The organism is Ralstonia sp. A12 (genome assembly GCF_000801955.1).
Taxonomy (GTDB): domain Bacteria; phylum Pseudomonadota; class Gammaproteobacteria; order Burkholderiales; family Burkholderiaceae; genus Ralstonia.
Genome location: NZ_JSZO01000002.1, coordinates 134,368 through 157,979, shown reverse-complemented (window position 1 = coordinate 157,979; position 23,612 = coordinate 134,368). Strand labels below are relative to the sequence as shown.

At 63.6% G+C, this 23,612-nt stretch carries 20 protein-coding genes; 7 read left to right on the top strand and 13 right to left on the bottom strand.

The window, feature by feature from the left end:
* Positions 1–15: 15 nt before the first annotated feature.
* From PI87_RS05105 to PI87_RS05090, 4 genes are read right to left on the bottom strand one after another with little or no spacing between them, the layout of a single operon-like run.
* Positions 16–1,101, bottom strand: coding sequence for a tartrate dehydrogenase (locus tag PI87_RS05105; RefSeq protein WP_039596609.1), 1,086 nt, complete (start codon positions 1,099–1,101; stop codon positions 16–18).
* Positions 1,102–1,114: 13 nt separating this feature from the next.
* A complete protein-coding gene (gene hpaI, locus PI87_RS05100; protein WP_039596608.1) occupies positions 1,115–1,930 on the bottom strand; it encodes a 4-hydroxy-2-oxoheptanedioate aldolase in 816 nt (271 codons plus the stop codon).
* Entirely contained in the window at positions 1,899–3,239 is a 1,341-nt protein-coding gene (locus PI87_RS05095) for an MFS transporter (protein ID WP_039596607.1), read from the bottom strand. The genes hpaI and PI87_RS05095 overlap by 32 nt, the downstream gene beginning before the upstream one ends.
* Positions 3,240–3,291: 52 nt before the next feature.
* Entirely contained in the window at positions 3,292–4,839 is a 1,548-nt protein-coding gene (locus PI87_RS05090) for a UxaA family hydrolase (protein ID WP_039596606.1), read from the bottom strand.
* 153 nt (positions 4,840–4,992) lie between these two features.
* Here PI87_RS05090 and PI87_RS05085 point away from each other — a divergent pair, with 153 nt between their 5' ends.
* The gene (locus PI87_RS05085) at positions 4,993–6,045 is read left to right on the top strand and encodes a LacI family DNA-binding transcriptional regulator (protein WP_039596605.1); all 1,053 of its coding nucleotides are present in this window, start codon (positions 4,993–4,995) and stop codon (positions 6,043–6,045) included.
* 3 nt (positions 6,046–6,048) lie between these two features.
* On the opposite strand, the gene PI87_RS05080 is transcribed toward PI87_RS05085, so the two are convergent.
* Genes PI87_RS05080 through PI87_RS05050 form a run of 7 tightly spaced genes read right to left on the bottom strand, consistent with a single transcriptional unit; the run spans position 6,049 to position 13,367 of the window.
* Positions 6,049–7,527 carry a M81 family metallopeptidase gene (locus PI87_RS05080; protein ID WP_039596604.1) on the bottom strand — a complete coding sequence of 493 codons (1,479 nt, stop codon included), beginning with the start codon at positions 7,525–7,527 and terminating at the stop codon, positions 6,049–6,051.
* Between the two features lie 13 nt (positions 7,528–7,540).
* Positions 7,541–8,794, bottom strand: a complete 1,254-nt coding sequence (locus tag PI87_RS05075) for a Zn-dependent hydrolase (RefSeq protein ID WP_039596603.1) — start codon at positions 8,792–8,794, stop codon at positions 7,541–7,543.
* 12 nt (positions 8,795–8,806) lie between these two features.
* Entirely contained in the window at positions 8,807–9,508 is a 702-nt protein-coding gene (locus PI87_RS05070) for an ABC transporter ATP-binding protein (RefSeq protein WP_039596868.1), read from the bottom strand.
* A gap of 8 nt (positions 9,509–9,516) precedes the next feature.
* Complete coding sequence (locus PI87_RS05065; protein WP_039596602.1) at positions 9,517–10,287, bottom strand: ABC transporter ATP-binding protein; 771 nt, start codon at positions 10,285–10,287, stop codon at positions 9,517–9,519.
* The gene (locus tag PI87_RS05060; protein ID WP_039596601.1) at positions 10,284–11,252 is read right to left on the bottom strand and encodes a branched-chain amino acid ABC transporter permease; all 969 of its coding nucleotides are present in this window, start codon (positions 11,250–11,252) and stop codon (positions 10,284–10,286) included. The genes PI87_RS05065 and PI87_RS05060 overlap by 4 nt, the downstream gene beginning before the upstream one ends.
* Positions 11,252–12,109, bottom strand: a complete 858-nt coding sequence (locus tag PI87_RS05055; RefSeq protein WP_039596600.1) for a branched-chain amino acid ABC transporter permease — start codon at positions 12,107–12,109, stop codon at positions 11,252–11,254. The genes PI87_RS05060 and PI87_RS05055 overlap by 1 nt, the downstream gene beginning before the upstream one ends.
* Before the next feature lie 58 nt (positions 12,110–12,167).
* Complete coding sequence (locus PI87_RS05050; RefSeq protein WP_039596599.1) at positions 12,168–13,367, bottom strand: ABC transporter substrate-binding protein; 1,200 nt, start codon at positions 13,365–13,367, stop codon at positions 12,168–12,170.
* Between the two features lie 360 nt (positions 13,368–13,727).
* Here PI87_RS05050 and PI87_RS05045 point away from each other — a divergent pair, with 360 nt between their 5' ends.
* A complete protein-coding gene (locus PI87_RS05045; RefSeq protein WP_039596598.1) occupies positions 13,728–14,570 on the top strand; it encodes a FadR/GntR family transcriptional regulator in 843 nt (280 codons plus the stop codon).
* A 4-nt stretch (positions 14,571–14,574) separates the two neighbouring features.
* Here the strand turns inward: PI87_RS05045 and cynS are convergent, their stop codons facing one another.
* Positions 14,575–15,018, bottom strand: coding sequence for a cyanase (gene cynS, locus PI87_RS05040; protein WP_039596597.1), 444 nt, complete (start codon positions 15,016–15,018; stop codon positions 14,575–14,577).
* Positions 15,019–15,316: 298 nt separating this feature from the next.
* Between cynS and PI87_RS05035 the strand changes: the two genes are divergently transcribed.
* The 5 genes from PI87_RS05035 (at position 15,317) to PI87_RS05015 (ending at position 21,889) form a co-directional block, all read left to right on the top strand.
* A complete protein-coding gene (locus PI87_RS05035) occupies positions 15,317–16,687 on the top strand; it encodes a carbohydrate porin (protein ID WP_039596596.1) in 1,371 nt (456 codons plus the stop codon).
* A gap of 144 nt (positions 16,688–16,831) precedes the next feature.
* Positions 16,832–17,839, top strand: coding sequence for a D-xylose ABC transporter substrate-binding protein (gene xylF, locus PI87_RS05030; protein ID WP_039596595.1), 1,008 nt, complete (start codon positions 16,832–16,834; stop codon positions 17,837–17,839).
* Positions 17,840–17,884: 45 nt separating this feature from the next.
* Positions 17,885–19,432: a xylose ABC transporter ATP-binding protein gene (locus tag PI87_RS05025; RefSeq protein ID WP_039596594.1), complete on the top strand. Its 1,548-nt coding sequence runs from the start codon at positions 17,885–17,887 to the stop codon at positions 19,430–19,432.
* A gap of 13 nt (positions 19,433–19,445) precedes the next feature.
* Positions 19,446–20,645: a sugar ABC transporter permease gene (locus tag PI87_RS05020; RefSeq protein WP_039596867.1), complete on the top strand. Its 1,200-nt coding sequence runs from the start codon at positions 19,446–19,448 to the stop codon at positions 20,643–20,645.
* Positions 20,646–20,962: 317 nt separating this feature from the next.
* Entirely contained in the window at positions 20,963–21,889 is a 927-nt protein-coding gene (locus PI87_RS05015) for an NAD-dependent epimerase/dehydratase family protein (protein ID WP_039596593.1), read from the top strand.
* 53 nt (positions 21,890–21,942) lie between these two features.
* On the opposite strand, the gene PI87_RS05010 is transcribed toward PI87_RS05015, so the two are convergent.
* Positions 21,943–23,172 (bottom strand): hypothetical protein, encoded by a 1,230-nt coding sequence (locus tag PI87_RS05010; RefSeq protein ID WP_039596592.1) that lies wholly within the window; start codon positions 23,170–23,172, stop codon positions 21,943–21,945.
* Between the last annotated feature and the right edge of the window lie 440 nt (positions 23,173–23,612).

The following is a 23,612-nucleotide window of genomic DNA, read 5'->3' as shown; positions in this document are numbered from 1 at the left end:
AGTTCCTTGATGCGATCAGCCCAGGCGCGCGGCAATCGCCTCGCCCACCTGCGTGGTGTTGGCGGTGCCGCCCAGGTCCGGCGTGCGCGGGCCATCCTTGAGCACGCCCTCGATGGCGGCGACGATGGCGTCGTGCGCCGCGCGGCCTTCGCCCTGGCCTTCGGTCAGGAAGTCGAGCATCAGCGCGGCGGACCAGATCATCGCGATCGGGTTGGCGATGTTCTTGCCGTAGATGTCCGGCGCCGAGCCATGCACCGGCTCGAACAACGAGGGGAACGTGCGATCCGGGTTCAGGTTGGCTGACGGCGCCAGGCCGATCGTGCCGGTGGTGGCGGGGCCCAGGTCCGAGAGAATGTCGCCAAACAGGTTGGTGGCGGCCACCACGTCAAAACGGCCCGGCTGCAGCACGAAGCGCGCGGTCAGGATGTCGATGTGCTGCTTGTCGAGCGTAACGTCGGGGTAGTGCTGCGCGACTTCGTCAGCGCGCTTGTCCCACCACGGCATGCTGATGGCGATGCCGTTGCTCTTGGTGGCCAGCGTTACGTGCTTGCGGGCGCGGCTCTGCGCAAGGTCAAAGGCGAACTTCAGCAGGCGTTCTGCACCACGACGCGAGTAGACCGACTCCTGGATCACGATCTCGCGGTCGGTGCCTTCGTACATGATGCCGCCGAGCGAGGTGTACTCGCCCTCGGTGTTCTCGCGCACGACGTAGTAGTCGATGTCGCCCGGTTTGCGGTTGGCCAGCGGGCACGGCACGCCTTCAAACAGGCGCACCGGGCGCAGGTTGATGTACTGGTCGAACTCGCGGCGGAACTTGAGCAGCGAGCCCCATAGCGAGACGTGATCGGGCACCGTTTGCGGCCAGCCCACGGCGCCGAACAGGATGGCGTCCATGCCTTGGAGTTGCTGCTTCCAGTCGTCCGGCATCATCTGGCCGTGTTGCTGGTAGTAATCGCAGGCGGCCCATTCGATGTGCTGGGTTTCGATGTCGATGCCAAAGCGGCGCGCAGCGGCTTCGAGCACGCGCAGGCCTTCGGGCATCACTTCACGGCCGATGCCATCGCCGGGGATCACGGCGATCCGGTAAGTCTTGCGAGTCATGTCAGGTTCAGGATCAGAGGAGAGAAGCGACAGCGCCTGCCGGCGGCGGCGCCAGGAATTCACGCGCGAGCTTGCGGGCGCCGTTGGCGAACATCAGGATGTCGACGCCGGTGGCCACAAACGTGCAGCCCAGTTCCAGGTAGTGGCGTGCGAGCGCGGGGTCGGAGGTCAACGTGCCTGCGGCCTTGCCCGACGCGATGATGGTGCGGATGGCGTTGTCGATGGCGGCCTGCACCTCCGGGTGATTCGCATTGCCGCGATGGCCCATCGATGCCGCCAGATCCGCCGGGCCGATGAACACACCGTCCACGCCATCCACGGCGCAGATGGCCTCGAGGTTCTGCAGCGCGGTCACGGTTTCGGCCTGCACCAGCAAGCACGCTTCGTCATCGGCCACTTGCAGGTAGTCGGTACGAGCGCTCCAGCGCGATGCGCGGCCCACCGCGCTGCCCACGCCGCGAATGCCGTAAGGGGGATAGCGCATCGCACGCACGAGTTCATGCGCTTGCTCGGCCGTGTCGACCATCGGTACCAGCAGCGTGCGCGCGCCGATATCGAGCAAGCGCTTGATGAGCGACGGATCGCCGTTGTACGGCCGCACGATGGGCTCGGCGCGGTATGGCGCTACGGCCTGCAGTTGCGCGAGGATCGTACGCACATCGTTGGGGGCGTGCTCGCTGTCGATCAGCAGCCAGTCGAAGCCGGCAGTGGCGCTCACTTCGGCCAGGTACGGATCGCTCATCGCCAGCCAGAAGCCGATCTGACGTTGGTTGGCGGCCAGCGCGGCCTTGAAACGGTTAGGCGCGGGCGTTTGCATTGTGTTGCTCATGCGAATTCACGGTTGCGGAAGTGGGCTCGAAGGTGATGGGTTCCACCTTGCCGAGCAGGAAGAGGTAATTGAGGATGGCCAGGCCGATCAGCACGGCGGAGAACACCAGCGCCGGAATGAATGAGCCCGTCGCACCAACGATGGCACCGGTGACGATCGGGCCGACCACGCCGCCCATGTTCGACACGCTGTTCTGCAAGCCAGCCACCATCGACACCGTGTTGCCCGGCGCCACGTCTGCCGGCAGCGCCCACACCTGCGATGCGGCCACCGTCATCCCCGACTTGGCGATGCACAACAGGATGACGGCCACCACCGCCGACTGCGCAAACGCCGCCAGCCCGATGCTCGACGCCATCACCAGCCCGATGATCAGAAACAGCTTGCGCGTGGCCGTGAGCGAGAGCTTGCCCGACGCATACACGCGATCCGATGCCCAGCCCGCGAACACCTCCACGAACATCGACAGGAACAGCGGCAACGACGCCACGAAGCCCATCTCCATCAGGCCCATGCCGCGCTCCTTGACGAGGTACGTCGGCAGCCACGTGATGAAGAAGTACGAGTTGTAGTTGATCATGAAGAAGCCGATGCACATCGCCCAGATGTTCCGGTGCGTGAGGAGCTTCGTCCAAGGCACCTTGGGGGCATCCTTGCTACGTGCGGGCGGCAAGCCGCGCTCGATATGTGCCAGCTCGGCAGCGTTCACGCCCTTGTGCTCGGCGGGCGTTTCCTTGAACACCGCCCACCACACCACGCTCCACACAATGCCCAGCGCGCCCGTTACCGCAAAGGTGATCTTCCAATCGAACATCACCAACAGCCAGGCGATGAGCGGCAAGGCGACCGCGCTGCCGAGCTTCGAGCCGCTGTCGAAAATGGCCGCCACCGTCGCGCGTTCCTGCTTGGGGAACCAGCGCCCGGTGATGCCCGCGCTGCTCGGGTAGGCACCCGCTTCACCAATGCCCAACGCCACACGCAGGCCCACCAGCGACTTGAAGCCGGTGGCCAAGCCTGTGATGGCCGTTGCAAGCGACCACCACAGCACCGCAAACCCGAGCACCTTCTTCTGCCCGAAGCGATCGGCCAGAATGCCGGCCGGCAACTGCAGCAGCGCATACGACCAGAAGAACGCCGACATGACGACGCCCATTTCCACCGCGCTCAGGTGGAATTCCTTCTGGATATGCGGCGCGGCGGCCGAGAGCACGGTGCGGTCGATGTAGTTGATGGCAATCGCCGCCCACATGAGGCCGGCAACGGCCCAGCGCACTTTCGAGCGCTGGCCGCCCTGTGGTGTGTCCTGCATGGTGTTGGTCTCCTGTTTTGTAATAGGTGATGCGTGCCTTCGAGTCGAGGCGCTAACTCACGATGCCCATGTGCCAAGGCACAAACTCGTGGTCGCCCAGGCCGAGCAGTTCGCTCTTGGTGCGCTCGCCCGAGGCGGTGCGCAGGATGTGCTCGAAGATGTCCTGGCCCATCTCTTCCACCGAGCGTTCGCCGTCGAGAATGCGGCCGCAGTTGATGTCCATGTCTTCCTCAAGCCGGCGGAACATGGGCGTGTTGCTGGCGAGCTTGATGGTGGGTGCGGGCTTGGAGCCGAACATCGAGCCGCGCCCCGTGGTGAAGCAGATCAGGTTGGCGCCACTGGCAATCTGGCCGGTGACGGCGACCGGATCGTAGCCCGGCGAATCCATGAAGACAAAGCCGGCGCGGTCGATGGGCTCCGCGTATTCGTACACGGCCTGCAGCGGCGTGGTGCCGCCCTTCATGGCCGAGCCGAGTGACTTTTCGAAGATGTTGGCGAGGCCGCCCTGCTGGTTGCCGGGGCCGACCACGCCGTTGAACTGGCCGTTATGACCGCGCGTGTAGTTCTCCCACCAGGCGAGGCGGTCGAGCAGCTTCTGGCCGACTTCCGGCGAAACCGCACGGCGCGTGAGCATGGTTTCCACGCCATGAATCTCCGGCGTTTCCGACAGGATCGCCGTGCCGCCGTGGCGCACCAGCAAGTCCATTGCCGCACCCAGTGCCGGATTGGCGGTGATGCCCGAGAAACCATCCGACCCACCGCATTCCAGCCCGATCTTGATATGGCTGGCCGACACCGGGCGGCGCACGATGTCGTTGGCCGCCGGCAGCATCTTCTGGATGGCGGTAATGCCCGCTTCGATGGTGGCGCGCGTGCCACCGGTGTCTTGCATCACCAGCGTGTGCATCAGCTTGCCGGTCTCGAGCCCCTGGCTGGCCATCAGGTCGGCCACCTGGTTGCGCTCGCAGCCCAGGCCCACGACCAGCACGCCCGCCAGGTTCGGATGCCGCGCATAGCCGGCCAGCGTGCGTCGCAGCACATCAAAGTGTTCCGACGGCGACGACATCCCGCAGCCGCTCGTCTGCGCAAACGCCACCACGCCATCCACATTGGGGAACGGCGCAAGGCGCTCCGGCGTGAACCACGCCGCAATGTTCTTGATGACGGTGGACGAGCAGTTGACCGACGCCAGAATGCCGATGAAGTTGCGCGTGGCCACGCGCCCATCCGGCCGGACGATGCCGTGGAAGGTGGCGCGCTTAGCTTCGGGGAGGTAGTCCACCGGACGCACATCGAGGCCGAAACCAGGGTCGCGTGCGTAGTCGATCAGCTCAACGTTGTGCGTGTGGACGTGCTCGCCCGCTTCGATATCACGCGCGGCGCAGCCGATGATGGTGTCGTACTTGCGGATGGCCTCGCCCTGCGCGATGCGGCGTGCGGCGATCTTGTGGCCGGCCGGCACCTGCGCGCGCAGGCGCACGGTCACACCGCCCACGGACACCGATTGCCCGAGCGACAGCGCTTCGCGGGCGATCAGCACGTTGTCTGCCGCGTTTAGCTGAATCAGCGGGCCAGCGTAGGCAGCATTTGCCTGCAACATCCTTTGCTCCTCCGGGCTGTCTTCTTGTGCAGCCGTCGTCGATAGTGGGGTTTTCATGTTACCGGTTTATGTAACCGGTAACATTGGCGCAATCGTAGTCGGGTTTTGCGATAATTGCTAGCCCTTCTTTCCCTAGACGCTCCCAGATCACTCGTGACCAAGTCCACCACCGTGTCTCTCGCAGAAACCGCGCCCGCCACCGCACGCCGTGCGCGCAAAAGCACTGGGCGCGTCACATTGAGCGATCTCGCCAAGCTGGTGGGCGTGACCAAGGTGACAGTCTCACGCGCGTTGAATACGCCGGAGCTGGTGTCGAGCGACACGCTGGAACGCGTGCGCGAAGCGGTGCGGCAGACTGGTTACACGCCGGATTTGGTGGCGGGATCGTTGGCGTCCAACCGCAGCCGGTTGATCGTCGCGCTCATCCCCACCATTGCGGGCAGCGTGTTCCAGGAAACCGTGGCCGCGCTCACCACCGAGCTGGCGGCAGCGGGCTATCAACTGCTGATCGGCCAGAGCGGCTATGACGAATCGCGTGAAGATGCGCTGCTCGATGCCATCGTCGGGCGGCGCCCGGCGGGCATCGTGCTGACCGGCGTGGTGCACTCGGCCAGCGTGCGACAGAAATTGCAGGCCGCCGGTGTGCCGGTGGTGGAAACGTGGGACATCACGCGCAACCCGCTGGATATGCTGGTCGGCTTCTCGCACCAGAAGGTGGGGCAGGCGGCGGCGCGTTATCTGAAGCAGCGTGGCGCGAAGCGCCCTGCCGTCATCACGCCGAGCGACCGCCGCGCACAGGCGCGCGCGCAAGCCTTCGTGAAAGCATTCGGTTCAGAGGAAGCGATTCCCGTCATCGCCGCCGAATCCCCCGCCAACCTGGGCGACGGCCGACGCGCGCTGGGTGCATTGCTCGCACAGCATCCGGACACCGACGCGATCTTCTGCGGTGCCGACATCCTCGCGCTCGGCGTGCTGATGGAAGCTGAGCATCGCGGCATTGTGGTGCCCCAGCAACTGCGCGTGGTCGGCTACGGCGATCAGGTCTTCGCCAAGGACACCACGCCCGCGCTCACCACCATCCGCATCGACGGCACGGGCATCGGCAAGCTGGCCGCATCGCTGTTGATCGACCGCATCGAGCACGGTGACGAAGAGCGCCGCACGGTCGACGTCGGCTTCACGCTCGTGGAGCGCGACAGCGCATAGCGCTCAGGCGGCCACCGCTTCCGCGTCGAGCGGAAACACGGGCCGCTGCACCTTCGCAAACGGAAAGCGCGCGTAGTCGGAACTGGTCACGCCGCCGCCGTCGCACTCCACTACAGCTTTGGCGATCGGCACGAATACGGGCCGGCAATACATGCGCGACTTCAGCAGCAGAAACCGCGCAGCATGCGGGTCCACGCCGATGTGCGTGAAGATGCCAAGGTCCCAATGCTCCTGCGGCGTCTCGGTGACGACCACCTGCGCCGCGCCGATGTCGAGCAACGCCGTACGCCCCATGCGGATGCGCTGACCGGTGTAGGTCGGCCCGGTAATGACGTATTCACCATCGCTGATAGCGGCGACCTTGCCCGTCAACGCGCGTGGCACCGGGTACACGCCCAACTGCGTGAGCGGCACCTTGTCGCCCACGGGCAGTGTGACAGTGGCACCCACACCTGCATCGATCATCGCGGCGACGGCTTCCGGGTCGCACACGGGCCCGACGGCAATGCCGCTCAAACCTTGCTTCAACGCTTCATGCAGGACGTGCATGTCGTCGCACGTGCCGCCGGACATGCAGTTGTCGCCGTGGTCGAGCAGCAGCACGGGGCCGTTGCCTGGAGCGTCTGCCAACTTGGCTGCGCGTGCGATCGATTCAGTCAGCGGCTCGGAGCGGTAGACGAAGCCTTCGCGGTCAGCCCAGATAGCATCGGCAATACGCTGGGCTGCGGCGTCAGCGGCTTGCGCATCGCCATTGCCAACCACCACGATGGACAGGCACGGCGCGGCAATGTCCGCCAACCCAAACCCCGCGAGGATCGACACGGCCAACATGCCGTCCTGCTCCGCTTGCCTGGCCAGCGCCACGGCGCGATGCATCGCGCCTTCGTCGGTGCGGCTGCGCAGCGTGTGCGTGACCATCGGCAAGCGGCGCCACGTGAGAACGGGGTTCGCGCGGCCGGCAAGTTTGTCGAACAGCAGACGGCCTGCATGCTCACCGGTTTCGTACATGTCGACGTGCGGATAGGTCTTGAAGGTCACCGCAATATCTGCGAGGTCGATGAACTTCTGCGTGAGGTTGCCGTGCAGGTCCAGCGCGACGGTAATCGGCACGTTGGGCGCCACCGCGCGCAGGCGTTCGAGCAGGTCGCCTTCGCCGTCATCGCTGTTCTCGGCGACCATCGCGCCGTGCAGGTCGAGCATCAGTGCATCGCACCCCGGCGCGGCCGCAACGATGGCATCGCACAGCCTGGTGTACGCGTCGGCAGCCACGCGCCCGCTCGGGTTGGCCCCGGCGATGACAGGCACGACGATTTCCGCGCCTGCCGCTTCAGCCAAGTCGATGAACGCGCCCGCTGCCGTGCGCGTGCCCTTGGCGGCGCGGTAAGCATCGGCACCGTAGTGCGGATGAAACGAAGCCAGCGGCGTCGGCACCGGCGAGAACGTGTTGGTCTCGTGATTGAAGCGGGCGATCAGGATGCGCATGGGCGTGTGTCGGTTATGAGCGGCCAGCAGCTTGCAGCATGGCGTGCAGCAGCACGTTGCAGCCGGCTTCCAGATGTTCGGGGCGGGCGTCTTCGATCTCGTTATGGCTGATGCCGTCCTTGCATGGCACGAAGATCATCGCAGTGGGCGCCACGCGGGCGAGGTAGACGGCGTCGTGGCCGGCGCCGCTGATCACATCCATCTCCGACAACCCAAGCTGCCGCGCGCCGTTGCGCACCGCATTCACCAGCGTCGCGTCAAACGGCTGCGGCGGGAAGTAGACGACCTGACGCAGTGCGATGTCGATGCCGCTGCGCGTGCGCAGCTCGGCCACGGCGGCGTGCAGTTCAGCATCCATGTCGGAGAGCACCGCGTCGTCCGCTGCACGCAGGTCGATCGTCATCGACACGCCACCCGGAATCACGTTGCGCGAATCGGGGTGCACGCTCAGGCAGCCCACCGTGGCGCGCGCATGCGGCGGGCGCTCCAGCGCGATGCGGTTGGCAATGCCGACCAGCTCCGCGGCGGGCAGCAGCGCATCGCGGCGCAACTCCATGGGCGTGGGCCCGGCGTGCGCCTCCATGCCGGTGAAGACCACGTCGTACCAGCGCTGGCCGAGCGCGCCCGTCACCACGCCGATGGTGGTCGCGTGCGCCTCCAGCACTGGCCCTTGTTCGATATGTGCCTCGAAGTACGCGCCGACCTGCCGGCCACCAACGGCCTCGGTGCCTGCATAGCCGATGCTGCGCAGCGCTTCGCCCACGGCTACGCCATCGCGGTCCTGCGCGGCCAGTACGGCTTCCAACTCGAACTCGCCGATGAAAGCGCCCGAGCCCATCATCACCGGCACGAAGCGCGAGCCCTCTTCGTTGGTCCACACAGCCACTTCGATGGGTGCTTCGGTTTCGATGCCCGCATCGTTGAGCGTGCGCACCACCTCGATGCCCGCGAACACACCGTAGTTGCCATCGAACTTGCCGCCGGTGGGCTGCGTGTCGATATGGCTGCCAGTCATTACGGGCGGCAGCGTGCTGTTGCGCCCCGGGCGACGCGCGAAAAGGTTGCCGATGGCATCCACGCGCACGGTGCAGCCCGCGGCTTCGGCCTGCGCAACGAAGAAGTCGCGGCCCTGGCGATCAAGATCGGTCAGCGCCAGGCGGCGCACGCCGCCCTTGGGCGTGGCGCCGATGCTGGCCTGCTGCATGAGCGTGTCCCACAGGCGCGCGCCATTGATGCGCAGGGTGGAGTCGAGTGTCGTTGTTGTCATTGGGAGTTCCGTTCAGGCAGCCAGGCCGACGCCGAGGTAGCGGTCCTTGACGGCGTCGTCGGTGCGGAAATCGTCGTTGCTGCCGGTGTAGACCACGCGGCCCTGTTCGATGATCACGTGGCGGTCGGCCAGTTGTGTGCAGACCTCCAGGTTCTGCTCCACCAGCAGGATGGACACGCCCGCCTGCTTGATCACCTTCAACTGCGCGACGATCTCTTCCACGATGACGGGCGCGAGGCCCTCCACCGGCTCGTCGAGCATCAACAGGCGCGGGTGGTTCATCAGCGCGCGGCCGATGGCCAGCATCTGCTGCTCGCCGCCAGATAGATTCGCGCCGCCGTTGCGCCGCCGTTCGTGCAGGCGCGGAAAGATGCGGTAGATGTCGGCCAACTGCCACGGCGAATCGCGCCGCGCGCCGAGCTTCAGGTTCTCTTCCACCGTCAGCAGCTTGAAGATGCCGCGATGCTCGGGCACCAGACACAGCCCCTGTGCGGCAATGCGATGCGGCGGTTGGCCAGCGATGTCCTTGCCGCGAAAGCGTACGTGCCCACGCGGCGCGACCACACCGGCAATCGCCTTGAGCGTGGTCGACTTGCCCGCGCCATTGCGGCCGAGCAGCGTCACCAGTTCGCCTTCGCGCACCGACAGCGCCACACCCTGCAGCACGTGGCTCTTGCCGTAGTAGCCGTGCAGGTCTTCAACGTCGAGGATCATCGTGGTCGTCACTTCTTGCCTCCGGTGATCATGTTGCCGAGGTAGGCAGCTCGCACGCGCGGGTCGGCACGTACAGCATCGGGCGTGCCCTCCATCAGCACCTTGCCTTGCTGCATGACGGTGATGGTGTCGGAGATGTCCATGACGATGTCCATGTTGTGCTCGATCAACACAACGGTGTGGTCATGCGCGAGGCCACGGATGAGCGCCTTCATGGCGGGCAGGTCGTCCACGCCCATGCCGGAGGTCGGCTCGTCGAGGAAGATCGCGCGCGGATTGGCGGCCAGCGCCATGCCCACTTCCAGCCGGCGCTGCTGGCCGTGCGAGAGTGCGGCTGCCGGGGTGTCGGCCAGGCGCGGCAGTTCAAGCCGATCCAGCACGCGGTCGACCATATCGGTGCAGGCCAGATCGCCCTGCGGCATTCGCCAGCCGTGCATGGCGCGGTGGGGCGTGGTGCCGAGCGCGGCCAGCCGCAGGTTCTCGCGCACGGACAGGCTCAGGAACAGGCTCGTCACCTGGAACGAACGCGCAATGCCGCGCTGCACGCGCTGGTAGTCGGCCTCGCGCGTCACGTCATGGCCATCGAAGACGATGGTGCCGCTGGTGATCATGCGCGTGCCCGTGAGCATGTGGAACAGCGTGGTCTTGCCCGCGCCGTTGGGGCCGATGACGGAGTGCACGGTGCCGGGCAGTACGCGCAAATCCACGCCGCCCAGCGCGGTGAACTTGCCGTACTGCTTGACGATGCCGGTAGCCTGCAGGATGGGCGTGGTGCTCATGCGCGTTCCTCCTGAACGGCCGTTGCGCCGCGCGACGTGCGCACGCGTTGCCACAGCTTTTGGCCGAGCCCGAACAGCCCGCGCTGCATGAACAGGCTCACCGCAATCAGCAGGAAGCCCAGCAGCATCAGCCAGCGCGGCCACAGGCTGGAGAGCCAGTCCGACAGCAGCACATAGAACGCCGCCCCCAGCACCGAGGCAAACACATTGCCGGTGCCGCCAATCACGGTCATCACCAGGATCATCTCGCTGACGTGGTAGTCGATATTGGCCAGCGGCGCGATGCCTGTGAGCATGGCGTGCAGCGCGCCAGCGAGCCCCGTGACGGCACCCGAGATGACGAACGCCAGCAGCTTGAACGTCTTGACGTTGTAGCCGACGGCGAGCGCGCGTTCTTCGTTGTCACGAATCGCCAGCAGCGTGCGGCCGAACACCGATTCCGTCACGCGCTGCACGAGGAAGAACACGATCAGGAACAGCACTGCCACGAATGCATAGAACGCCCACGGCGATGCCGTGAATGCGGGGCGCGGAATATCAAGCAGCCCGTTGTCCCCGCCCGTGAGTGACGGGGTGGTGTAGGCCAGGAAATAGAACATCTGCGAAAACGCCAGCGTGAGCATGACGAAGTACGTGCCGCGCTGGCGGATGGCGAACCATCCCACCGCCGCTGCAACGACTGCGCCCACGACCACCGCCAACCCGATCGCCACCGGCATCGGCAACGACAGCTGCGTGAGGCCGACACCCACCGCATAGCTGCCCAACCCGAAGAAGATGCCCTGCCCGAACGACAGCAACCCCGTATAGCCAAGCAGCAGATTGCAGGCCATCACGGCCATGGCGTAGACGAGCACTTCAGTCGCCAAGGTGCCGGAGGTCAGCACCAGCGGCAGCACCAACGTTACGAACAGCGACAGCCACCAGAAGCGGTAGCGCGCGAATCCATGAGCTATCCCTTGCATCATCCCCTCCCCAGCAGGCCGTGTGGGCGCAGCAGCAGCACGGCCGCCATCGCCACGTAGATCATCAGCCGCGCGCCCTCGGGCCACAGCGTGCTCATCAGGCTCTGCACGATGCCCACCAGCAGGCCGCCGACCAGCGCCCCGGCAAAGCTGCCCATGCCACCCACCACCACCACGACGAAGGCGATGCCGAGCGCCTCCACGCCCATGAAGGGCTCCGCACCGCGAATGGGTGCGGCCAACACACCGGCCACCGCCGCGGTGGCGGCACCCAGCGCAAACATCAGGCTGAACAGACGGAACACGTTGATACCGAGCAGCGACACCATCTCGGTCGACTCACTGCCCGCGCGCACCGCGCTGCCAAGGCGTGTACCTTCAAGCAGCCACCACAGCCCCATCGCCAGCACGGCGGTAAAACCGATCACGAACAGGCGGTACTTGGGGTAGACGAAATCGCCCCACATCACCACACCCTGCAACGCATCGGGCGGCGGCACATCCACGCCCAACGGCCCCCACGCCACGATGATGAGTTCCTGCACCACCAGCGCCAGACCCACGGTGACGACGATGTGGAACTCATGCGCCTGCGCATACACATGGCGCAACAGCACCTTCTCCGTCACCCATGCAAGCGCGCCGATGACGATGGGTGCCAACATGAGTGCCAGCCAGAAATTCATGCCCATCTGCAGGGCCTGAAAGCAGAGATACGCGCCCAGCGCATAAAACGCGCCGTGGGCGAAATTGACGAAGCGCAACAGCCCGAAGATGATCGACAGCCCTACCGCCAGCAGGAAGTAGAGCATGCCGATCCCCACGCCGTTGACGACCTGGAGCAGGTAGACGTTCATTGGAATCGCATGCAGGAGAACAACTGCGTCGCGGTGGACCCGCGACGCGCGTGGCGCATCAAGCCAACTTGCACTGGGTCTGTTCGACCGGCAGGAACGCCTTGCCGACAGCAACCACCTCGGCAAAGTCGTCCTTGTCCTTCATGCGGCTCTTGGGCTTGCCCTTGAGCAGGTAGTAGTTCTTGAGCACCTGGTGGTCGGCCGCGCGAATCTCTTCGGGGCCGGTCAGGCCGTCGTACTTCATGCCCTGCAGCGCGGCGATCACGGCCTTCGGGTCAGCGCTGCCCGCCTTGGCCATCGCATCGAGCAGAATCTTGGTGCAGGTGTACGAGCCCGCCAGGCTGTAGTTGGGGTTGGCCTTGAACGCAGCCTGTGTTCGCTTCACCAAGTCACGGTTGGCGGGGGTATCCACGTCGTGCCAGTACTGCGCACCGAAGTACACGCCGTCGCACAAGTCCGCGCCGAGCGATTCGAACTGCTCCAGCCCTGACGCCCACGCCACCAGAATCGTCACGTTCTTCTTCATGCCGAAGCTCACCGCCTGGCGCAGCGTGTCGGACGATTGCGAACCGAAGTTCAAGATCAGCAGCACATCGGGCTTGGCGGCCATCGCGTTGGTCAGGTAGCCGCTGAACTCCTTTTCGGTGAGCGCGTGGTAGCTGTTGCCCACGTGCTCGATGCCCTTTTCCTTGAAGATATTCTTGGCCGCCGAGAGCAGCCCGTCGCCAAACACGTACTGCGGCGTGATGGTGTACCAGCGCTTGGCCTTGGGCATCGATTCGATCAGCGGGCGCACAGTGCGCTCGATGGCGCCGTACGTCGGTACCGACCAGCGGAACGTCGCGCGGTTGCAGTCCTTGCCGGTAATCTCATCGGCCCCGGCGGTGGTGATGAACACGCCGCCAAACTTCTCCGCCTCCTTGCCCATCGCCAGCGATTCGGAAGAAAGAATGCCGCCCGCGAAGTAGCGCGCGTTCTTCTGCTGCGCCAGTTCTTGCACCTTGCGCACGGCCGTGGCGGGCTTGCCCTCGGTGTCGAGCACGCTGTACGCCAGTGGCCGGCCGAGCACCTTGCCAACCTGCTCCACGGCCAGCTTCATGCCCAGATCGGCAAACTTGCCGTTGGCGGCAAACGGGCCGGACATCGGCACCGGGCAGCCCAGTTCGATGGCATCAGCAGCAAACGCAAAACGGGCCTGCAGCACCGACGCGGGCACAGCGGACAGCGCCGCCAGTTTGAGCAAGTCTCGACGATTCAAAGCGCACTCCTTGGGTTCATGTGGGTACAGAACAGCGCTCGGAGCCACCCATATCGCATATCGGCGCCTCCTCCTGGCCTTCACCGGCGAGGTTTTCGCCGACCATCGAGTCGAGCAAGAACCAGACCAGTTTCTTATATTTGTTATGATAAATAGGCGAAATCATCATAGAAGCCGCATCCGCGCCGCGTCAACGGCGAAGAGGTCGGTGTTTACGCCAAGGTGTGTGCGGCGAAAGTGCCGGGCGAGGATGTGAAGATGCGGTGCGCGCGCACGATTGACGGGCACGCATGCACCAGCCGGGCGCGCTGTCGGCGCAGGCCCCGCAGTTAGAATGCGCGCAACTCAGGAACGACAATCATGGCCACACTCGGAGCAGGCAAGACAGCGTCGATCGGCATCCGCAAGCAGAAGCGCGCCGACCTCGTTGCCGAAGAACTCAAGCGGCTGATCACGCAGCGCAACCTCAAGCCCGGCGACAAGCTCCCGCAGGAGATCAAGCTGCAGGAGACCTTTGGTGTGAGCAAAGGCACCATCCGCGAGGCGCTCAAGTCATTGGAAGTGCAAGGCCTGGTAAGCGTGAGCACGGGCCCGGCCGGCGGCGGCACCATCGTCGAGGTGCCGCTGGACCGCACGTTCCAGCTGATGCAGAACTACCTGTTCTTCAAGGACATCGGCATTGCAGATGTCTACACCGTGCGCCGCCTGCTGGAGCCCGAACTGGCCGCCGGTGCCGTGCCGCACCTGACGGAAGAGGATTTCCACGCGCTCGAACACACCATCGACCTGTGCGACCCGGCCTCTGCCAAGGCTGCCGCGCCGCTGGATCAGCGCCAGGAAGACCTGAGCTTTCACGACATCCTGGCCGCGGCCAACCCCAACCCGATGCTGCGGTTCTGCTGCGAGCTGATCAACGAGATGATTCGGCAACTCGTGGTGTTCGCCAACGAGACCTCACCCAAGGAGCACGCCAAGTTCGGCGCGTCCAACGTCAGGTTCCACCGGCAGATTCTCGACGCCGCACGCGCACGCGACGCCGAACGCGTGCGCGAGCTGATGAGCACGCACATGGAAGACTGCACGCACCACGTCACGCGCATGAAGGGCCGCGTGCACGGCCGCCTCGTGCTCGATTCTGAGATGCCGCGCCGCAGCCGCCCGCTCATCGACGAACACAACCACGAAGGCCACGGCGACGCGTAGCACCTCAGTACGTCTTGTACGGCAGGAACTTGCCGCTCATCACGATGCGCACCCGATCGCCCTTCGGGTCGGGCTCGCGCGTGAGGTCCATGTTGAAGTCGATCGCGCTCATGATGCCGTCGCCAAACTCCTCGTGGATCAGCGCCTTGAAGGTCGTGCCGTACACGCTGATCAACTCGTAGAAGCGGTAGATCAGCGGATCCGTCGGCACGGCGGTCGGCAGTGAGCCCTTGTAAGGCGGCACCTGCAGCAGCGCGATCGCCTCGTCCGGCAACTCCAGCGCCGCACCCACCGCATTCGCCTGCACTTCGGTCAGCGTCATCTGGCCAAGCAGCGCGGCGGTGCTCCACTCCTTGCTGTGCCCAATCACCTCGGCCAGTTGTACCCATGTCAGCTGCTTCTTGATCTTCTGCAGGACGATCAGGTCAGTCACATCTTCGCGTTGCATGTTCGACTCCTTGGTTTGAGAGAAAGACGACGCGCAACACGAGCAAGGTCGATGCCATACATCGAACGCCGCGCCGGTGTTGAGGCTTGTGCCCGCACCTGATTTTTCTGCGCCGCAGCATTCCACTTTCCCCTGCCAGTGCGATGCCAATCAGCTTACGGACTAGGGCAAACCCCGAGATTGACAGCGCTGTCAATTGTGGCCATTCTTGCGTCCGTCAGCCCGCCACATCATTGAGAACAGAACGCTGACACCGCTGTCATGCAAGGCAGACGGGACCAATATCAGGAGACAGTCCATGGAGCTCGAACCCCGCTTCGATGCCGTGTCGAAGCCCGCGCGCACGTTGCGCGCACATCGTCAACACACAGCCAAGCGCATTGGTGCGTCGGCCATCGCCGCTGCCGTGCTGGCACTGGGCGCAGCCAGCGCCCACGCGTACGACGTCACCACCAGCCCCTACCTGCTGGGCGACTGGGGCGGCCTGCGTACGCGGCTGGCCGATCAGGGTGTGACGTTCAACCTCGGCTACGGCAGCGAACTGGCACACAACTTCAGCGGCGGCACCGAGCACCTCACGCGCTATACCGACCAGTGGGTGATGGGCACCACGCTGGATATGCAAAAACTGACGGGCTGGACGGGCGCCACCTTCCAGGCCACCGTCACCGACCGCAACGGCCGCAACCTCGGCAGCGATGCGAACATCGGCAACAACATGCTGATCCAGGAAGTCTATGGCCGCGGCCAGACCTGGCACCTGACGCAGTTCTGGCTGAACCAGAAACTGCTCAACGACCGCCTGGAAATCAAGGCTGGCCGTGTCACGGTGGGCGAAGATTTCTTCTCATTCTCGTGCGACTTCCAGAACCTGACGTTCTGCGGCTCGCAGCCGGGCAACCTGGTAGGCAGCTACTGGGTCAACTGGCCGACCAGCCAGTGGGGCGCGCGCGCCAAGGTGCACACCTCGGCCGAGACCTACGCGCAGATCGGCATCTACCAGGTCAACCCGAACTACGTGGATGACAGCTGGGCCCGCCGCAACGGCTGGAAGCTCAACAACCCCGGCGGCACCACCGGCGCGCTGATCCCGCTGGAGTTCGGCTGGCTGCCCAACATCGAAGGTCGTCCGGGTTCGTACAAGGCAGGCGTCTGGTACAACACGTCCAACGGCAAAGACCTGTACGAAGACGTGAACGGCAACCCGCGCGGCATCACCGGCCTGGACGCCAAACAGCGCAGCGGCCAGTATGGCGCCTACCTGAACCTGCAGCAGCAGATCACCGGCACGGCCGGCGGACGCGGTGCCACGGTATTCCTGAACTTCTCGCAAGCCGATCGCAATACGGCGCAGACCGATCACCAACTCTCGGTGGGCGTGCAGTACAAGGGGCCGTTTGATCGCCTGGCAGACACCATCGGGTTTGCCGTGGGTGCAACGCACAACAACGGCCGCTTTGCCGACTTCGTCCGCCAAAACAACGCCCGCACCGGCTCGAACGCTGTCGTGGGTGACGGCTACGAATACGTGAGCGAGCTGTACTACAGCTACTCGCCTGTGCCCTCTGTGTACTTCCGTCCTAATCTGCAGTACATCCTGCATCCGGGCGGCACCACGCAGAACAAGAACGCGTTCGTGATCGGCCTGAAGACCGGCATCACGTTCTAAACACACTTTGAGGCGCTATCAAAATGAAGCGAAGCGGTTCTGGCTAGGCGTGCGGCCGCAGACAGTACAAGTCGTACGGCAAGGCCGCACAACGACGCCAGAATCATTCTGATAGCGCCTCTTACGCACAACAGGAGACCTTTCATGCTTTCCCGCGTACTGAACACCATTGCCGCTGCAGCGGTCCTGACCTTCGCCGCAACGTCGGCGCACGCCAGCAAGGAAGCGCCGGTGATCGGCTTCTCGATCGACGACCTGCGCGTCGAGCGCTGGACGCATGACCGCGATTACTTTGTCGAATCGGCCAAGAAGCTGGGTGCGACCGTCAACGTGCAGTCGGCCAACGCCAATGAAGCCAAGCAGATCGCCCAGATCGAAAACCTGATCGCGCAGAACGTGGATGTGCTCGTGATCGTGCCGTTCAACTCCAAGGTGCTGGGCAACGCCATTGCCAGCGCCAAGAAGAAAGGCATCAAGGTCGTGTCGTATGACCGCCTGATCCTCAATGCGGACATTGACGGTTACGTGACCTTCGACAACGTGAAGGTGGGCGAGATGCAGGCGCAAGGCGTGGTCAAGCTGGCGCCCAAGGGCAACTACTTCCTGCTGGGCGGCGCATCGACCGACAACAACGCCCGTCTGCTGCGCGACGGCCAGATGAAGGTGCTCAAGCCGCTGGTTGACAAGGGCGACATCAAGATCGTCGGCGAGCAGTGGACGCCGGAGTGGGACCCTTCGAAGGCACAGAGCATCATTGAAAACGCGCTGACTGCGAACAGCAACAACATCCAGGGCATCGTCGCCTCCAACGACGGCACGGCGGGTGGTGCGATCCAGGCGCTGGCAGGCCAGAAACTGGCAGGCAAGGTGCCGGTGTCGGGCCAGGATGCTGACCTGGCGGGCGTGCGCCGCGTGGCCGAAGGCACGCAAGCCATGACGGTGTACAAGCCGATCAAGGTGATTGCCGCCAACGCCGCTGAGATGGCCGTTGATCTGGTTAAGGGCACCACGCCCAAGTTCAACACCAAGCTCAACAACGGCAAGAAGGATGTCGATACCGTGCTCCTGACGCCGACCGTGCTGACCAAGGACACGCTGGACACCGTCATCAAGGACGGCTTCTATACCAAGCAGCAGATCTTCGGCAAGTAAGCGGTCGATGCAGTTGTCGTCAGTCGTAGTACGTAGGAGGCAGCCATGAGCAGTAACGGCACCCTGTTCGAGATGCGCAACATCGTGAAGTCGTTCTCCGGTGTGCGCGCGCTCGACGGCGTGAGCCTGGCAGTACAGCCGGGTGAATGCGTCGGTTTGTGCGGGGAGAACGGCGCCGGGAAATCCACCCTCATGAAGGTGCTGTCGGGGGTCTACCCCTACGGCACCTTCGAGGGCGAGATCGAATGGGAAGGCACACCGCTGCGCGCGCATTCCGTGCGCGACAGCGAGCGTGCAGGCATCGTCATCATCCATCAGGAACTGATGCTGGTGCAGCAGCTCTCCGTCACGGAGAACATCTTCCTCGGCAACGAGATCACCAAGCCGGGGGGCCGCATGGACTACGACGCCATGCACGCCAAGGCCGAAGCCCTCCTCGCTCGCCTGCGCCTGACCGACGTGAACGTGGCCGCGCCCGTGATGAACTACGGCAGCGGCCACCAGCAGCTCTTCGAAATTGCCAAGGCGCTCGCCAAGAACGCGCGCCTGTTGATCCTGGATGAGCCGACGTCGTCGCTCAGCGCCAAGGAAATCGAGGTGCTGCTTTCCATCATCGAAGACCTCAAGCGTAGCGGCGTCGCGTGCGTCTACATCTCGCACAAGCTCGATGAGGTGAAGCGCGTGTGCGACACCATCACGGTCATCCGTGACGGCAAGCACATCGGCACGCGTCCCGCCGCTGACATGACCATCGACAACATCATCACGATGATGGTCGGCCGCGAGATGACTTCACTCTTCCCCAAGGTGGAACACACCGTGGGCGAAGTCGTGCTGGAAGCGCGCAACGTCACCTGCTGGGACGTCAGCAACCCCAACCGCAAACGTGCCGACAACGTGAGCTTTGCCGTACGCCGCGGCGAGATCCTCGGCATTGCAGGCCTGGTTGGCGCGGGGCGCACGGAGATGGTGTCGGCACTGTTCGGCGCCTACCCCGGCCGCTCCAGTGCCGAGATCATCATGGACGGCAAGCCCGTCAAGGTGAACACGCCGGCACAAGCGATTGCCAACGGCATCTGCCTCGTCCCCGAAGACCGCAAGCGCCACGGCATCGTGCCGCTGATGGCCGTGGGCGAGAACATCACGCTCGCCACGCTGGCGCAGTACGCACGTGGTCTGCGCGTCGACAAGGGCGCAGAACTCATCACCGTTGACCGCGAAATCAAGCGCCTGCGCATCAAGACCGCCAGCCCGGCGCTGTCCATCGCCAGCCTCTCGGGCGGCAATCAGCAAAAGGCTGTCGTCACGAAGATGGTGCTGGCCATGCCAAAGGTGCTCATCCTCGACGAACCCACACGCGGCGTGGACGTCGGCTCCAAGTACGACATCTACAAGATGATTGCCGACCTGGCCGCCAGCGGCGTGGCAATCATCATGGTCTCTTCCGAGATGCCGGAAATCCTGGGCATGAGCGATCGTGTCCTGGTCATGGGCGAAGGCCAACTGCGTGGCGACTTCGTCAACCAAGGCCTGACCCAGGAGCGCATCCTGGCTGCTGCCATCCATGCTGAACCGCAGCCCCAAGCTGCCTGAACAGAGCTTCGCCATGTCGAACATCCTGCAATCTCAACTCGCCCGCCAAGGTGGCGGCGGTGGTCCGCGTCTGGACAGCCGTGCCATCCAGCAACTGTTCGTGCGCTACAAGGTGCTGGCCCTGCTGCTGGCCGTGGCGCTCATCTGGATCTTCTTCTACTTCCAGACCAACGGCACGTTCCTCAAGCCCAACAGCATTTCCAACCTGTTCCTGCAGATGTCGGTGACGGGCATGCTGGCCTGCGGCATGGTGTTCGTCATCATCGCGGGGGAGATCGATCTCTCGGTCGGCTCGCTGCTCGGCTTGCTGGGCGGGCTGGTCGCCATCCTCACGGTCAACCTCGGGTGGAACACCTGGTTGGCGGTGGGCACGGTGCTCGCAGCGGGTGCGGCCATCGGTGCGTTCAACGGCTTCATCACGACCAAGTTGCGCGTGCCATCGTTCATCGTCGGGCTGGGCGGCATGCTGGCCTTCCGCGGCGTGCTGCAGTGGAGTACCGACAGCGTGACCATCGCCCCGGTGCCCGATGATCTCGTCAACATCGCGCAGAGCTTCGTGCCAGCGTGGATGGCGTGGTCGCTGGCGGCCGTCATCGTCGCCATGGCTGTCGTGCTGACCGTGCGCCGCCGCAGCGAGCGCGCCCGCCTGCAGCTCGCACTCACACCGCTGTGGGCCGATGGCCTCAAGCTGCTGGCCATTGCGGCGGCATCGTTCGGTTTTGTCGCCGTGCTCAACCAGGCCAACGGCGTGCCGCTGCCGGTGCTGATCCTGCTGGTGCTGCTGGCGGTGTTCTCGTACGTGGCCACGCAAACCGTGTTCGGCCGCCACGTCTACGCAGTGGGCGGCAACATGGAAGCGACGCGCCTCTCAGGCGTGAACGTGAGCCGCGTCAAGCTGCTGGTGTTCGTGCTGATGGGCCTGATGTGCGCCTGCGCGGGCATCATCACCACAGCGCGTTCGGCGGCGGGTTCGCCCTCGGCCGGCGTGGGCGGCGAGCTGGATGCGATTTCTGCCTGCTTCATCGGCGGCACGTCGATGCGCGGCGGCTCGGGCACGGTGTACGGCGCACTGATCGGCGCGCTGGTCATGGCCAGCCTCGACAACGGCATGCAGCAGATGAACGTCGATGCCTCCTGGCAGATGATCGTCAAGGGCGTCGTGCTGGTGCTGGCGGTGTGGATCGATGTCTTGTCCGGCTCGAATCGCGGTTAAAGCACGCACATGCCCGGGCGCCAACACAAGCACCAAGACGGTTTGGCCGTTGACGTTCCTGCCCTTGATGGCGCCTTGAATTTTTGTAAGCGTGCGGAAAAAAGACGGGGAACTGTCTGAGCGAAGCGAGTTTTCCCCGTCTCCGCCCGGTTACGGACATTCAAGGAGGCTTTCGCCATCTCGGGCGCGCCTTTCTTTGCTTACTTTCTTTGGCAAGACAAAGAAAGTGAGTCGGGCCCGGCAGGGCACGAAACGGGGGATGGACCACCAAGCCCAAACCCCAACCACACACCTCACCCCAGATAAGATCCAACATCGTGGCTGACTACCAAACCCCCGCTCGCGTACTCGTCACCGGCGTGGCCGGCAACCTGGGCCGCAAGGTCGTCGAGGCGCTCGCTTCCACCCCGTGGTGCACGTCCATCATCGGCGTCGACTGGGTCGAACAGAACGTCGCATTCTCGCCGCAGGCAGCCGAGCGTTTCCGCTGGGTGGTGGCAGACCTCACGCAAGCCGACGGCGCGTGGACCGAGTTGTTGAACAACGTCGATGCCGTCATCCACCTGGCCGCCATCCACTCCACACCCGACGCAACGTGGGAACAGGCGCTGGCCTCGTACGGCATGACGCTCAACGTGCTGGAGGCAGCCGCCACGCGTGGCGTGCGGCGCTTCGTGTTCACCTCGTCCAACCATGCGATGGGCGCGTACAAGGATCAACCGCTGGCCGGCACCATCGGCCCAGGCCAACTCACCGCCGAGCTGGCTCCGGCACCCGGCACACGCTGGAACAACGGCATCGAAGACGTCTACTCGCTTGCCTATGGCACGTCCAAGGCAATGGGCGAACGGCTGTGCAAGGCAGTGGGTACCGTATCGGCAGCGGCAGGCGGCAAGCTGTCAATCGTGTCACTGCGCATCGGTTGGGCACTGCCAGACGAAAACGACCCGAACGACATCAACTACTCCGGCACCGCCGACACGCCCGTACCCACCGAAGTGCCTGATGAGGCCAGCCGCATCGCGCTGCGCTGGTTCCGCAACATGTGGTTGTCGAACAACGATCTGCGGCAGTTGTTCCTCTGCGCCGTCACCGCGGACCCGGCGGACTGGCCGGCGCCCGCCATCGTCGTGAACGGCGTATCGAACAACCGCGATATGGATTGGGGCCTTGAAAACGGCCGCAAGCTGATCGGCTATGACCCGCAGGATGATTTGTACGCGTTGATCAAGAACACGCAGTAGCCCATATGAAAAAAGCCCGGCATGGTAGCCGGGCTTTTTTTGACGCTGAGAAATCAGGCGGCGCGAACTGGCCGCAGATCATCTTCGTGGCCGATCTCTTCGTCTTGTTCAGTATCGGCAGTATTCGGCTTGCGTACTTTGTCCACCAACAACGTGATCCCGGACGCCAGCACAATCCCGCCAATCAGCGACAACAGGGCCAGAACCAGGGCACCTGGGCCAGAACGCGTGTCCGGCAACGTGGGGCCCGACACGAATCGCGCTTCCGAAATATGCTTGGTGCGCATCTGCTCGGCGACCAGCATGATCTGGTTGTAAACCTCACGCGTCTTGTCGTCCTGAAGATTCTTGCCCTTGAAGACGTCCTGGCCGATCTTCACGAACTCAGCCAGCAGACCATTGCCGGTCTGCGCCTGTCGGCTGCGCCGGTCAATCCGTTCCAAGAACTCGTTGCGCAGCGCATTCTGCTCAGCGTCGCGCTCCAACAGGGCGAGTTGAGACTTTAAATCGGCGATCTCGGTCTCCACTCCAACAAGCTGCGCCATTGGAGACAAGTAACGCACCGAGTCCTTGTCGTTGCCCGTCGAAAGCAACTGGCGCGCCTCCATTCTGGAGGCTTCTGGATACTTACCCGCTATGGTGCGGGCAGCATCGAGTCGGGCAGTTGCTTGAGCCAACGCCAACCGTTTCTGGATGATCTGGTTGTCGATCTGTTGCTTCTTCGCTTTGGTTTCACCAACTTTCGTGTAGATCGCATCGAGCAGATCCTCGCTCAGCATGGTGTCTTTGACGAAGTCACCTAGCAGTTGGACGCGCGCTTGGGCATTTTCCGCTACTTGATCCTTGAAGGTGATCGAGAAACCCAAGATGCCGACGGCTTCGAGAGTACCTTTTGCATCGGCAATGAAACGCAGATCGTCTTTCGACAATGGCAGGACAGCCTTGAGATGTGCCTGCACAAAGCGCTCACTCAGCGCCCCAAGCAAATAGCGACCGTTCGGATCGTCGAGTTTCTTGTTCACTTCAAGGTAGCGGCGCAGCGCCTCACGATCCCCAAACGCTGCTTTTTGAACGTTGTACTCCGCAAACTTGCGAGGAGCACGCAGGAAACCTTCACTGGAATACTGACGGCCAACCCAGAAAGACAGCACAAAAAACAACACGAAAAAAGCAGTCGCAAAAAGAAGCACTTGCCGGCGCAACTCCCAGCAACGCGATACCGGATCTTTCAAATCAATGCTCAAAAGATCTTCCTGCTGTACTACTGCAGTGTCGTTTTTCATCACTTCCGCCCCTACTGAAAGTAGCCAATCATTGGCAAACAACCGCACCCAAGATCGCTTGCAGCTTGCGATGCTCTGCTTTGTTATTCCCTTGGGTGCTCTTGCGCTGTTGGCTAGCCTCTCGAACCATCACTCACCATGTAGCCAAGAAGACGTTGTAGATTGGTGGCTCGCTGCGCGAGTGAAGGGGCGATTCGACGGAACTACACGCATTGATTCTTCCGTCACTGCTCTCAGATGCCGCCCAGCCAACGATAGGCAATTTTCGATATTTTTATTCCAAACATCAAGATCTACGATTAGCTAGAGCAGAAAAAATTTCGAATAATTAAGGAACAATTAAAAATACAGAAAAATTAAAGAAAAATTAAAATTTCTTTCCAAATACCCACCCAGCCCCTCCGAAATCCGGAAGATGGGTTGAAGCCCCCCCCAGTGCA

Excerpts from the sequence above, each read along its gene's own strand:
- PI87_RS05105 (WP_039596609.1), bottom strand. The coding sequence starts at position 1,101 with ATGACTCGCAAGACTTACCGGATCGCCGTGATCCCCGGCGATGGCATC.
- hpaI (WP_039596608.1), bottom strand. The coding sequence starts at position 1,930 with ATGAGCAACACAATGCAAACGCCCGCGCCTAACCGTTTCAAGGCCGCG.
- PI87_RS05095 (WP_039596607.1), bottom strand. The coding sequence starts at position 3,239 with ATGCAGGACACACCACAGGGCGGCCAGCGCTCGAAAGTGCGCTGGGCC.
- PI87_RS05090 (WP_039596606.1), bottom strand. The coding sequence starts at position 4,839 with ATGTTGCAGGCAAATGCTGCCTACGCTGGCCCGCTGATTCAGCTAAAC.
- PI87_RS05080 (WP_039596604.1), bottom strand. The coding sequence starts at position 7,527 with ATGCGCATCCTGATCGCCCGCTTCAATCACGAGACCAACACGTTCTCG.
- PI87_RS05075 (WP_039596603.1), bottom strand. The coding sequence starts at position 8,794 with ATGACAACAACGACACTCGACTCCACCCTGCGCATCAATGGCGCGCGC.
- PI87_RS05070 (WP_039596868.1), bottom strand. The coding sequence starts at position 9,508 with ATGATCCTCGACGTTGAAGACCTGCACGGCTACTACGGCAAGAGCCAC.
- PI87_RS05065 (WP_039596602.1), bottom strand. The coding sequence starts at position 10,287 with ATGAGCACCACGCCCATCCTGCAGGCTACCGGCATCGTCAAGCAGTAC.
- PI87_RS05060 (WP_039596601.1), bottom strand. The coding sequence starts at position 11,252 with ATGCAAGGGATAGCTCATGGATTCGCGCGCTACCGCTTCTGGTGGCTG.
- PI87_RS05055 (WP_039596600.1), bottom strand. The coding sequence starts at position 12,109 with ATGAACGTCTACCTGCTCCAGGTCGTCAACGGCGTGGGGATCGGCATG.
- PI87_RS05045 (WP_039596598.1), top strand. The coding sequence starts at position 13,728 with ATGGCCACACTCGGAGCAGGCAAGACAGCGTCGATCGGCATCCGCAAG.
- cynS (WP_039596597.1), bottom strand. The coding sequence starts at position 15,018 with ATGCAACGCGAAGATGTGACTGACCTGATCGTCCTGCAGAAGATCAAG.
- PI87_RS05035 (WP_039596596.1), top strand. The coding sequence starts at position 15,317 with ATGGAGCTCGAACCCCGCTTCGATGCCGTGTCGAAGCCCGCGCGCACG.
- xylF (WP_039596595.1), top strand. The coding sequence starts at position 16,832 with ATGCTTTCCCGCGTACTGAACACCATTGCCGCTGCAGCGGTCCTGACC.
- PI87_RS05025 (WP_039596594.1), top strand. The coding sequence starts at position 17,885 with ATGAGCAGTAACGGCACCCTGTTCGAGATGCGCAACATCGTGAAGTCG.
- PI87_RS05020 (WP_039596867.1), top strand. The coding sequence starts at position 19,446 with ATGTCGAACATCCTGCAATCTCAACTCGCCCGCCAAGGTGGCGGCGGT.
- PI87_RS05010 (WP_039596592.1), bottom strand. The coding sequence starts at position 23,172 with ATGAAAAACGACACTGCAGTAGTACAGCAGGAAGATCTTTTGAGCATT.